The following is a 12,300-nucleotide window of genomic DNA, read 5'->3' as shown; positions in this document are numbered from 1 at the left end:
AAAAAGTACGCGAATGACCTCAGCGCACGCGTTGCCTCACTTCGCCGACGCCCAAAGCTTTCGCGCCTTTCGCGCCGATCCGGCGCAATGGCTGGGAAGCGCCCTCGACATCGCCCGCAGCCATGGTCTCGACGTCACCTCCCCGCATGTGTTCTCGACCGGCACCAATCTCGTGGTCGGGCTCGGCGACAAGCTGATCCTGAAAATCTTCCCGCCGCTGCTGCGTGCGCAATTCGTCTCCGAGCGCGGCTCGTTGATGCAGCTTGCCGGCCGGCTTCATCTACCGATCCCGGAGATCGTCGCGGAGGGGGAGCGCGACGGCTGGCCCTATCTCGTCATCACGCGGCTATCAGGCACGCTTGGCGCGGAGGTCTGGCCGCAGCTCGCCGAAGCGCAGAAGGAGCGCGTGCTGCGCCAGATCGGCGAAACCATCGCCGCCGTGCAACGCGCGCCGCTCGGCCCGCTCGCACGGATCGAGCCGCGCTGGGATGCCTTCATGCGCGCGCAGATGCAGGGCTGCCGTGACAGGCACACCCGTCTCGGCCTCGCGCCGAAATTCCTTGAAGGCCTGACGACCTTCTGCGCGACGCCGCGACGTTGATCCCGATGGAAGCGCCGCCGGTGATCCTGATCGGCGAATACATTCCGGAAAACTTCCTGCTCGCCTGCAACGACGATCGATGGTCGCTCGCCGGCCTGTTCGACTTCGGCGACGTGCGCGCAGGCTGGCGCGATTACGACCTGCTCGGCCCGAGCGCCTTCATGGCGGCGGGTCGGCCGGGGAGGGTGCGCGGCCTGCTGGAAGGCTTCGGCTACGCCAAGTCCGATTTTGCGCTGAAGCGCCGCCTGATGGCGCTGATGCTGCTGCACCACGCCAGCGATCTCAACAGCCACATCTGCATCGAGGGCTGGCAGGAGCAGGTGGACGATTTGGTCGAATTGCTGGAGCTGATCTGGCCGGCGTGAGGGCTCCATCAACACCGTCATTGCGATGAGCCCTTGCGACGAAGCAATGACGAGTTTGCCGCACGAGCGCCGATCCTCTCAAGCACCACAGCCCGTGAATGAGAGGCCTGACCGAGGTGACGACAGATTAGGCTTCAAATTTATCTGCTTATTCTTTCATCAATATCGCCGCTTTGTATGCAACGGCGAGGTTTGCGTGCGGTTATCCGCGATCAAGATTGTCAGCATATCCTTTTTTATCAATGGCTTAGCTGACTCTTAAGTCTCGACTAAGCCTTGGCACGAACCTTGCGAACTCAGTTCCAACCAGAAACTTCCGAGTTGGAGCATCCGCATGAAGCGTCGCGATTTCCTCAAGTCCGTATCTGGCTTGGCCGCTGGCGCGGCGCTTCCGGCGGTGCCGCAGGTGGTCTCCTCGGCCTATGCCGATGCGCGTTCGGAGACGCTGTTGATCGTCTCGGAAGGCGGCCCCAACAATCTCGACATCCACGGCGTCGGCACCAACGTGCCCGGCTATGAAGTGTCCTGGAATTGCTACGACCGCCTGATCAGCCACGAGATGAAGTCCGGGCCCGGCGGCGTGCCTTATTACGACCGCGACAAGTTCAAGGGCGAGCTCGCCGAGGAGTTCAAGATCGACGACGTCTCCGTCACCTTCAAGCTGCGCAAGAACGCCAAATTCCATGACGGCACGCCTGTCACCGCCAAGGACGTGAAATGGTCGCTCGACCGCGCCGTCAGCGTCGGCGGCTTCCCCACCTTCCAGATGAGCGCGGGTTCGCTGACCAAGCCGGAGCAGTTCGTCGTGATCGACGACCATACCGTGCGCGTCGACTTCCTCAGGAAGGACCGGCTGACGATTCCCGATCTCGCCGTCATCGTGCCCTGCATCGTCAACTCCGAACTGGTGAAGAAGAATGCCAGCGAGAAGGACCCCTGGGGTCTGGAATTCACCAAGCAGCAGACCGCAGGCTCCGGCGCCTACAAGGTGACGAAATGGACCGCCGGCACCGAAGTCATCATGGAGCGCAACGACGATTGGGCTTGCGGTCCGCTGCCGAAGATCAAGCGCGTGATCTGGCGCATGGTGCCGCAGGCCGGCAACCGCCGCGCGCTGCTGGAGCGCGGTGATGCCGACATCTCCTACGAACTTCCGAACAAGGATTTTCAGGAGATGAAGGCTAACGGCAAGCTCAACGTGGTGTCGCTGCCGTTCTCCAACGGCATCCAATATATCGGCATGAACGTCACCAAGCCGCCGTTCGACAATCCCAAAGTGCGCCAGGCGGTGGCCTATGCGCTGCCCTATCAGAAGATCATGGACGCCGTGATGTTCGGTCTCGCCAACCCGATGTTCGGGGCGCCGAAGGACAAGCCGACGGAAGTCGTCTGGCCGCAGCCACACAAATACAACACCGACATGGACAAGGCGAAGGCGCTGATGGCGGAGGCCGGTTATGCCAGCGGCTTCGAGACCACGATCTCGTTCGACCTGAATTTCGCCGGCGTCAACGAGCCGCTCTGCGTGCTGGTGCAGGAGTCTCTGGCGCAGATCGGCATCAAGACCACCATCAACAAGGTGCCGGGCGCCAACTGGCGCACCGAATTGAACAAGAAGGAGATGCCGCTCTTCACCAACGTGTTCTCGGGTTGGCTCGATTACCCCGAATACTTCTTCTACTGGTGCTATCACGGCAACAATTCCGTCTTCAACACCATGAGCTACAAGTCGGCGGAGATGGACAAGTTCATCGACGGCGCGCGCACCGCGGCGGCCGCCGGCGACACTGCGGCCTACGAGTCGGACGTGAAGGGCTTCATCGATCTCGCCTACACCGACATCCCGCGTATCCCGCTGTACCAGCCCTTCGTCAACGTCGCGATGCAGAAGAACGTCAGCGGCTATCAGTACTGGTTCCACCGCAGGCTCGACTATCGCGCGATGGCGAAGGGATAAGGGCATGGGTGAGGTGGGCACGCTCTTCAGGCTCCCTCCCCCCTTGTGGGGGAGGGTTGGGGAGAGGGGTAGCCACAAACTCCGGCCTCTCCCGGAGCCACCCCCCTCCCTAGCCCTCCCCCACAAGGGGGGAGGGAACGCAGCGGAGTGGGTTGCGCGATCTCATTTCAAAGCAAAGCGCGAGAGGACGTCATCATGCTCACCATGATCGGCAAGCGCCTGATGTTCGCGATTCCCTCGCTGATCGGCGTCGTCATCGTCACCTTCCTACTGACGCGCGCGCTACCGGGCGACCCCGCTGCGTATTTCGCAGGGCCCGCCGCGACCAAGGAAGCCGTCGAGCAGATCCGCAAGAAGCTCGGGCTCGACAAGCCGCTGATCGAGCAATTCTTCCGCTACACCAACGATCTCGCCCATGGCGATTTCGGCAATTCGCTGACGACAGGCCAGCCGGTCGCGACCGAAATCCGCAACCGCTTGCCGGCCTCGGCGGAGCTGACGCTGCTCGGCCTGATCGTCTCGATCGCCATCGCCATTCCACTGGGCGTGCTGGCCGCAACACGACCGGGGTCATGGATCGATCATCTCTGCCGCGTCACGACCACGGCCGGCGTCTCGCTGCCTGTGTTCTTCACAGGACTTGTGCTGGTCTATGTCTTCTATTTCCGGCTCGGATGGTCGCCGGCGCCGCTCGGTCGATTGGACGTGTTCTACAGCGCGCCGCCGACGGTGACCGGCTTTTATCTGATCGACACGCTGCTTGCGCACGACGTCGAGGCCTTCCGCTCGGCGCTCAGCCAGCTCATTTTGCCCGCGACGACGCTGGCGATCTTCTCGCTGGCGCCGATCGCGCGCATGACGCGCGCCTCGATGCTGGCGGTGCTGGCGTCCGAATTCGTCCGCACCGCGCGCGCCAGCGGCCTGTCGCCGACGACCGTGATCGTCACCTACGCGTTCCGCAATGCGATGTTGCCCGTGATCACCACGCTGAGCATGGTGTTCTCGTTCCTGTTAGGGGCCAACGTGCTGGTGGAGAAAGTGTTCGCCTGGCCCGGCATCGGCTCCTATGCGGTGGAAGCGCTGATCTCCTCGGACTTCGCGCCGGTGCAAGGTTTTGTCCTCACCATGGCCGTGATGTACGTGCTGCTCAATCTCGTGATCGACATTTTGTACGGCGTGATCGATCCGCGCGTGCGGCTGGAAGGGTAGGGGGACGCAATGAGCTCCGTCGCGCCTGCTGTTGAACCCGTGGGTCCCGCGCGAACGTCGGGACTGGCTGCAATCCTCGAACAAGCCCGCTACGTCCTCGGCGAGAACAAAGTCACCGGCTTTGCCTTCGCATTGCTGATCCTGATCCTCATCGCTGCGATCTTCGGTCCCTATGTTGTGCCTTATGATCCGCTCGCCTCCGATACCGCCGCGGCGCTGAAGCCGCCGTCGGCGGCGCATTGGTTCGGCACCGATCAGCTCGGCCGCGACATCTTCAGCCGCGTCGTGGTGGCGACGCGACTCGATACGTTCATCGCGGTCGCCTCCGTCGTGCTGGTGTTCCTGATGGGCGGCCTTGCCGGCATCGCGGCGGGCTATTTCGGCGGCTGGACCGACCGCATCGTCGGCCGCATCGCCGACACCATCATGGCTTTTCCGCTGTTCGTGCTCGCCATGGGCATCGTCGCAGCGCTCGGCAACACCGTGCAGAACATCATCCTCGCAACGGCCATCGTGAACTTCCCGCTCTACGCCCGCGTCGCGCGTGCGGAAGCCAATGTCCGGCGCAATGCCGGCTTCGTGCAGGCCGCGCGCCTCTCCGGCAATGGCGAATTCCGCATCCTGCTGGTGCACATTTTGCCGAACATCATGCCGATCATGATCGTGCAGATGTCGCTGACCATGGGCTACGCCATTTTGAATGCCGCCGGCCTCTCCTTCATCGGCCTCGGGGTCCGTCCGCCCACCGCGGAGTGGGGCATCATGGTCGCCGAGGGCGCCGGCTTCATGGTGTCAGGCGAATGGTGGATCGCGCTCTTCCCCGGCCTCGCGCTGATGATCGCCGTGTTCTGCTTCAACCTCCTCGGGGATGGCCTGCGCGACATCGTCGATCCCCAGCGGAGGACGTGATGGCTGTCGATGTCAAATGCGGGCAGGGGAAGCTCACATATGAGGCGGGCACTGCTCTCTCATTCCCTCCCCCCTTGTGGTGGAGGGGAAGGGAGGGGGGTAGCCACAAACTCCGACCTCGCTTGGGGCTACCCCCCTCCCCAACCCTCCCCCACAAGGGGGGAGGGAGCGAGAGAGGGGTGCCTCCCTCACACGCCAAATCTCTCAATGAATCCAATGCCGCTCCTACTGTGCATGGGGTTGTTTTCGACCTCTTGAGCGACGGGAGGCATTTGTGACCGCCCAGCCGCTGCTCGAAGTCCAGGACCTCACCGTCGAATTCACCACCCGCCGCGGCATCGTCAAAGCCGTGCAACACGTCAACATCTCTGTCGCCAAGGGCGAGACGCTGGCCATCGTCGGCGAGTCCGGCTCGGGCAAGTCGGTGACCTCCTATGCGGTGATGCGCATCCTCGACCGCGCAGGGCGGATAGCCGAGGGCTCGGTGATGTTCTCCGGCATCGACGTGAAGGCCGCGACGGAGGACCAGATGCGCGATCTGCGCGGTCGCGAAGTCTCGATGATCTTCCAGAACCCGCGCGCGGCGCTCAATCCGATCCGCAAGGTCGGTCATCAGATCGAGGACGTGCTGCGCACCCACGTGCAGCAGGCGATGGTTTCGGACCATGGAGAAAAGGCGATCGAGGCGATCGAGCAGGTCAAGATCGCCCGCCCGCGCGAGCGCTATCATGCCTATCCGTTCGAGCTCTCGGGCGGCATGTGCCAGCGCGTCGTCATCGCGCTGGCGCTCGCCTGCAATCCGCAGCTTCTGATCGCGGACGAGCCGACCACCGGTCTCGACGTCACCACCCAGAAGGCGGTGATGGATTTGATCGTCGAGCTGACCAGGCGGCGCGCGATGTCCACCATCCTGATCACCCACGATCTGGGTTTGGCCGCCGCCTATTGCGACCGCGTGGTGGTGATGGAGAAGGGCCGCGTGGTCGAGACCGCCAAGGCTGCCGACATCTTCGCGAGCCCGCAGCACCTCTACACCAGGAAACTGATGCGCGCGACGCCGCGGCTGGGTGTAAGTTTGCGGGATCTATTGCCGGAGGAAGAGGGCGCCGTGCCCGCCGCGCCTGCCGAACCAACTCCGCCTGCCGCGGCAAACGCGCAGGAGCAGATGCCCCTCCTGCTCATCGAAAAGCTGGTCAAGGAATATCCGCGCCAGGGTGCCACCGCCACGCTCGGAAAACTGTTCGGCCGCAAGCCGCCCGTGGAGCCGGACGTGTTCCGCGCCGTCGACGGCATCAGCTTCTCGATCGGCCATGGCGAAAGCGTCGGCCTCGTCGGCGAATCCGGCTGCGGCAAATCGACGACGTCGATGATGGTGATGCGGCTCTTGGACCAGACCTCCGGCCTGATCCAGTTCGATGGCGAAGACATCGGCGGCATCGCGCCTGCGGCCTTCGCCCGACTGCCGCAGCGCAGCCGCATCCAGATGGTGTTCCAGGATCCGACCGACAGCCTGAACCCGCGCTTCACCGCCGCGCGCGCCATCGCCGACCCGATCATGCAATTGGGTGACATCAAGGGACGCGACGCGCTCCGCGCCCGCTGTGAGGAGCTCGCCACGATGGTCGGCCTGCCGCACAATCTCTTGGATCGTTTTCCGCATCAGCTCTCCGGCGGCCAGAAGGCTCGAATCGGCATCGCCCGCGCGATCGCGCTGCATCCCAAGCTGGTCATCCTTGACGAGCCGACCGCGGCGCTCGACGTGTCGGTGCAGGCGGTCGTGCTGAACCTGCTTCAGGACCTCAAGGCGCGCTTGGGTATGAGCTATCTGTTCGTCTCGCATGATTTGAATGTAGTGCGCTTGTTGTGCGATCGTGTCATTGTGATGCGGACGGGGCGGATCGTCGAAGAAGGCTCGTCCGAGAAAGTCCTGGGCGATCCGCAGGACGACTACACCAAGGAGCTGCTGACGGCGATCCCGCATCCGCCGTTGCCGGTGCACTAAGAGATTGTTGGGAGCGTGATGGCCGAACCGCTGGACGACTATATCGACGCCGTATCGAAAGCGCTGGCGCTGCCGGTCGAGGAGGGCTGGCGGCCCGCGGTGCGCGCCAATCTCGAAGTGTCGCTGCGGCTCGCCCGCCTCGTCGACGAATTCGCGCTGCCGGACGAGGCCGAGCCGGCGCCGATCTTCACAGCCTGATGCTGCCATGACCACCAAGCCAGAGATGACGGCCGCCGACATCGCGAAAGCGGTTGCGGGCCGCAAGATGACCGCGCGCGATGCCACGGAAGCCGCGCTTGCGCGCATCAAGCAGCACGACGGCATCCTCAATTCCTTCACCGACGTCACCGCCGATCGCGCCCGCGGTAAGGCCCGCGCCATTGACGCTGACGTCGCAGCCGGCAAAGAGGTCGGTCCGCTCGCCGGCGTTCCCTTTGCGGTGAAGAACCTGTTCGACGTCGCGGGGCTTCCGACTCGTGCCGGCTCGAAGATCAATCGCGACCTCGCGCCCGTCAAGCGCGACGCCACGTTGATCGAGCGGCTGGAAGCGGCCGGAGCCGTCCTCGTCGGCGCGCTCAACATGGGCGAATATGCTTACGACTTCACCGGCGAGAACGTTCACGACGGTCCCTCGCGCAATCCGCATGACACCACGCGGATGACTGGCGGCTCCTCCGGCGGTTCGGGCAGCGCCGTCGGCGGCGGGCTGGTGCCGATCGCGCTCGGCTCGGACACCAACGGCTCGATCCGCGTGCCGTCCTCGTTTTGCGGCATCTTTGGCCTGAAGCCGACCTATGGCCGGCTGTCGCGGGCGCGCTCGTTTCCGTTCGTGGCGAGCCTCGATCACCTCGGCCCGTTCGCGCGCTCGGTCACCGATCTCGCGCTCGCCTATGACGCGATGCAGGGACCGGATGCGGACGATGCCGCCTGCACGAAACGCGATCTTGAGCCGACGCTGCCGCTGATCGCCAATCCGGTGTCGGACCTGCGCATCGCGGTCGCAGGCGGACACTTTCAGAAGAACGTGTTTCCGGAAGCCGTCGAAGCCGTCAGCCGTGTTGCCAAGGCGCTCGGCGCCACGAAGGTGGTAGACGTGCCAGAAGCCTCGCGCGCCCGCGCCGCGGCCTATGTCATCACCACCACCGAAGGCGCCTCGCTGCATCTCGATCGCCTGCGCAAGCGGCCCAACGATTTCGATCCCGCGGTGCGCGACCGGTTGATCGCCGGGGCCATGGTGCCGGCGCTGCTGGTCGACCGCGCGCAAAAATTTCGTCGCTGGTATCGCGCGCAGCTCGCCGAGATCTTCAAATCCGTCGACGTGCTGATCGCGCCGGCAACACCCTGCACCGCGCCGAAACTCGGCCAAGTGATGTTCAATCTCGACGGCGTCGAGCTGCCGGTGCGCGCCAATATCGGCATCCACACCCAGCCGATCTCGTTCATCGGCCTGCCCGTGGTCGCGGTGCCGGTGCCGCTCGAGCCGCTGCCGATTGGCGTGCAGATCATCGCGGCGCCCTGGCGCGAGGCCGTCGCGCTCCGCGTCGCCTACGCATTGGAAAAGATGGGCGTAGCCGCCGCGCCGGCCCCGAGAGGATTTTGAGATGGAGATCGATCTCCCCGACGTGATCGTCGAAGTCAAGGCTGCGTTTGAGCGCTATGAACAGGCCCTCGTCAGCAACGACGTCGCCGTGCTCGGCGAGCTGTTCCGCAACGATCCCCGTACCTTGCGCTACGGCATCGGCGAGAATCTCTACGGCTATCAGGCGATCTCCGGCTTCCGCGCCGGCCGCTCGCCGGTCGGTCTCAACCGCCGCACGGCCAAGACGGTGATCTCGAGCTACGGCCGCGATACGGCCGTGGCCTCCACGCTGTTCTATCGCGACACGGCGCCGGGCAAGGTCGGCCGGCAGATGCAGACCTGGATTCGCTTCCCGGAGGGCTGGCGCGTCGTCGCCGCCCATGTCAGCATCATCGACGAGTCGAAAGAGACCTGACCGCATGGCGCTTGATGATTTTCCGCAGGAGATACTACCGGCCGAGCCGGTGGTGCCCCGCGTCGATCGTGCTTCACCGTCGGTACAGAAGGTCACCCGTGCCGAGGAATTGCGTCTCCAGCTGGCCGACGAGATCGTGCGTGGAATTCTCGCGCCGGGCGCGCCGCTCGACGAGACCGATATCGCGCGGCGCTTCAGCGTCTCGCGAACGCCGGTGCGCGAAGCGCTGCGGCAACTGGTCGCGAGCGGCCTGGTCCAGGCGCGGCCCCATCGCGGCGCGGTGGTGGCGCGGCCGTCGGTCGAGCGGCTGACAAGCATGTTCGAAGCGATGGCCGAGCTCGAGGCGCTCTGCGCGGGCCTTGCTGCCGAGCGCATGTCGGCTGCCGAGCGCCACGGCCTGGAAGCTATCCACGAAGAGCTGCGCGTTCTCAGCTACGCCGGCAATCCCGATCGCTTCCACGAGGTCAACGAGCGCTTCCACAACGCCATCTATGCGGGATCGCAGAACGGCTACATCGCCGAGATCACGCTGGCGACGCGCGTGCGCGTGCAGCCGTTCCGCCGCGCCCAGTTCCGCAATCTCGGTCGCCTCGCCAAGTCGCAAGCCGAGCACGACCGCGTCGTGGTCGCCATCATGCGCGGCGACAAGCAGGGCGCCGCCGCCGCCATGCGCGCGCATATCGAGCTGGTGCGCGGGGAGTATGAGATCTACGCGGTGTCGGTGTAGGTCCCGCCTACGCCGTGGCAGCTTCCGCCATATACTTCCGCCATCCCCCATACGCCGTAATGTCGTGCGCCTGGCCCAGGACTTCGGGCTCGACGAGAAAGCCCTTCAGGCAGCGGCCGTCGGCCAATCGAATTGTGCCGATCGCCATCGGCGCGGGAATCGCATTGACGAACTTGCCGAACGCCGCCGCCGACAACGACCAGATTTCCAGCTCGATCGATGCGCCCTGGCCCGCTTCAACGCGCAGCAGGCCCGGCTTCGGCGGCGTGGTTTTCAGAGCGTAGAGCTTGTAGTCCGGCGCAGTCCTCGTTGCCTCGATCAGCCTTGCGTTCAGCGCCTCCAATTCGCCGTTCAACGCCATGCCTGAGAGATGTGCGCCGACCACGGCGATCGGGATGTCGTCACTGCTGGTTACGGGAAGTGTCGGGAGCGGCGCCTGCGTCACGCCTTTCGCACCAAGCGTCAGCCTGGTATCCGCATGGAACACGCGGCCGATGCTTGCGAGCATCGCGTCGCGTCCGGCAGGCGCCAGCAGCGTGATGCCGAACGGAATGCCGTCGGCACGCATGGAAGCCGGCACCGCGAGACCGCAGAGATCGAGCAGATTCACAAAGTTGGTGTAGGTGCCGAGCCGACTGTTGAGCTCGATCGGATTGGCCAGCACCTGCGCGGTGGTATAGGCCGTCGGTGCGGTCGGCAACGCCAATGCGTCGATAGTCGCAAACGTGCGCTCGGCGATCTTGCGCAGCCCCTGCAAGCGGTAGAGCGCGGAGAAGGTCTCGGCGGCCGTCAGCCGGGCTCCGGCCACGGTGATCTCGCGCGTCACCGGATGGATCGAATCGGGCGCCGAGGCGAGCAGATTCTTGATCACGAGATAGCGCTCGGCGACCCACGGCCCCTCATAGAGCAGCCGCGCTGTCTCATAGAACGGCTCGAGGTCGAATTCGACCAGCGTGGCGCCAAGCGCGGCCCAGCGCTTCAAGGCTTCGCCGTAAGCGGTTTCCGCCTTCTTGTCGCCGAAGAAGATCAGCTGTCCATTGCGCGGCACGCCGAGGCGCAAATTTGTCGGGAACGGCATGATCCCACCCAGCGGCCGGTTGCGCGAGAATGGATCCGCCTGGTCGGGGCCGGCCATCACGGACAGCGCGAGCGCGGCGTCGTCCACCGTCAGCGCAAACACCGAGATGCAGTCCAGCGTGCGGCAGGCCGGCACGAGGCCCGCCGTCGAGATCATGCCAAGGCTCGGCTTCAGCCCGACGATGTTGTTGAGCATCGCCGGCACGCGGCCTGAGCCGGCGGTGTCGGTGCCGAGCGACAGCGGCACCAGGCCCGCGCCGACCGCAACCGCGGAGCCCGAACTGGAGCCGCCGGGAACGAGATCCTCGCGGATCGAATTCCTGGGAATGCCGTAGGGTGACCGCACGCCGACGAGACCGGTTGCGAACTGGTCGAGATTGGTCTTGCCGATAATGATCGCGCCGGCCGCGCGCAGCCGCTCGACTGCGGTCGAGTCGTGCGTCGGCGTGTAGGAGAAGGCCGGGCAGGCGGCCGTGGTCGGAAAACCGAGCGCATCGATATTGTCCTTCACCGCGACCGGCACGCCATACAGCGGCAGGCTCGCCGCATCCTTTGCGGCGAGCTTCTCGGCTTCCGCGATCGCGTCCTTCTCGTCGCGCAGGGTGATGAAGACGGCGCGATCGTTGTGGTCGCGGATGCGCTGATAGGTCCGCGCGACCGTCTGCGCCGGCGTCAGCGTGCCCGCGCGATGCGCGGCCACGATCGCGGCAATCGTTTCAGGCTGCTCAGCCCCCATGGCGACAAAACTCCGGCAACATGTCTTCCCCCCGATGAAGCAAGCGATGTGCCATTGTGTACATTATCCGGGCAGGCGCGGCACCGCGGATACTATCGCAAGGTCAATGCCTTGGACGATGCGCTGACCAGCGAGGAGGCGGCCGGACCAGCACGCAGTCCTGAGCATCTGCCCAAATCATGGGCAGCTCGGATCAGGTGAAGCCAGCAAGGATCTGAAGCAGCCGCTCCCGGTTCGCCTTACCGATCTTGTCTTCGACATGCCGCTCGTGCTCGGCAGCAAGCCGCTTGAACTTGGCGAGCGCCGTCTCGCCTTGCACGGTGAGGTGCAACGCATGGGAGCGCCGGTCGGCCTTCGATTTGATCCGCTTCACCAGCTTGCGCTGCTCGAGGCCGTCGAGCAGATGCACCAGCCGGGCGCGCTCGATGCCGAGGCGTTTTGCCACCGCCATCTGCGAGAGGCCCGGATTGGCGCCGATCACCGTCAGCACCGAATATTGCGTCGGCCTGATATCGACCTGGCCGAGCGTCTTGATGAAGTCCTGGAAGATCCAGATCTGGAAGCGCCGCACCGCATAGCCGGCGTGCCCGACCAGCGCATCGAGGCCGATCTCGTCGGCGCTATCGCGCCGGCCTGCGCCGTTCGCTGCCCGCTTGCGGGGGGCAGTCCGGGTCGTGGTGGTCGTCACGTCGCATCTCCCATCATCTCCCCTTGTAGAGCCTG

Annotated in this window: 10 protein-coding genes and 1 pseudogene; 9 read left to right on the top strand and 2 right to left on the bottom strand. The window is 64.8% G+C overall.

The window, feature by feature from the left end:
• The first annotated feature begins 13 nt into the window (after positions 1-13).
• From XH88_RS14070 to XH88_RS14030, 9 genes and pseudogenes are all read left to right on the top strand, one after another.
• Positions 14-966: pseudogene (locus tag XH88_RS14070) on the top strand (aminoglycoside phosphotransferase family protein).
• 334 nt (positions 967-1,300) lie between these two features.
• Positions 1,301-2,923 carry an ABC transporter substrate-binding protein gene (locus XH88_RS14065; RefSeq protein WP_271668887.1) on the top strand — a complete coding sequence of 541 codons (1,623 nt, stop codon included), beginning with the start codon at positions 1,301-1,303 and terminating at the stop codon, positions 2,921-2,923.
• 195 nt (positions 2,924-3,118) lie between these two features.
• A complete protein-coding gene (locus XH88_RS14060; RefSeq protein WP_271668886.1) occupies positions 3,119-4,132 on the top strand; it encodes an ABC transporter permease in 1,014 nt (337 codons plus the stop codon).
• 9 nt (positions 4,133-4,141) lie between these two features.
• On the top strand, positions 4,142-5,041 hold the full coding sequence (locus XH88_RS14055) for an ABC transporter permease (RefSeq protein WP_271668885.1): 900 nt from the start codon (positions 4,142-4,144) through the stop codon (positions 5,039-5,041).
• Positions 5,042-5,315: 274 nt separating this feature from the next.
• On the top strand, positions 5,316-7,043 hold the full coding sequence (locus XH88_RS14050) for a dipeptide ABC transporter ATP-binding protein (protein ID WP_271668884.1): 1,728 nt from the start codon (positions 5,316-5,318) through the stop codon (positions 7,041-7,043).
• Between the two features lie 18 nt (positions 7,044-7,061).
• On the top strand, positions 7,062-7,241 hold the full coding sequence (locus tag XH88_RS14045; protein ID WP_271668883.1) for a DUF4089 domain-containing protein: 180 nt from the start codon (positions 7,062-7,064) through the stop codon (positions 7,239-7,241).
• Positions 7,242-7,248: 7 nt separating this feature from the next.
• A complete protein-coding gene (locus XH88_RS14040; protein WP_271668882.1) occupies positions 7,249-8,643 on the top strand; it encodes an AtzE family amidohydrolase in 1,395 nt (464 codons plus the stop codon).
• Between the two features lies 1 nt (position 8,644).
• The gene (gene hpxZ, locus XH88_RS14035) at positions 8,645-9,037 is read left to right on the top strand and encodes an oxalurate catabolism protein HpxZ (protein WP_271668881.1); all 393 of its coding nucleotides are present in this window, start codon (positions 8,645-8,647) and stop codon (positions 9,035-9,037) included.
• Positions 9,038-9,041: 4 nt separating this feature from the next.
• Positions 9,042-9,764: a GntR family transcriptional regulator gene (locus XH88_RS14030; protein ID WP_271668880.1), complete on the top strand. Its 723-nt coding sequence runs from the start codon at positions 9,042-9,044 to the stop codon at positions 9,762-9,764.
• 7 nt (positions 9,765-9,771) lie between these two features.
• Here XH88_RS14030 and atzF read toward each other — a convergent pair whose 3' ends face one another.
• On the bottom strand, positions 9,772-11,577 hold the full coding sequence (gene atzF / locus XH88_RS14025; protein WP_271668879.1) for an allophanate hydrolase: 1,806 nt from the start codon (positions 11,575-11,577) through the stop codon (positions 9,772-9,774).
• Between the two features lie 193 nt (positions 11,578-11,770).
• Positions 11,771-12,265: a MarR family winged helix-turn-helix transcriptional regulator gene (locus XH88_RS14020; RefSeq protein WP_271668878.1), complete on the bottom strand. Its 495-nt coding sequence runs from the start codon at positions 12,263-12,265 to the stop codon at positions 11,771-11,773.
• Positions 12,266-12,300: the final 35 nt, after the last annotated feature.

It is taken from the genome of Bradyrhizobium sp. CCBAU 51627 (assembly GCF_028128765.1).
In the GTDB taxonomy this organism is placed as follows: Bacteria; Pseudomonadota; Alphaproteobacteria; order Rhizobiales; family Xanthobacteraceae; genus Bradyrhizobium.
Note: the sequence above shows the minus strand (reverse complement) of the source record. Positions and strands in the feature narration are given on the sequence as shown.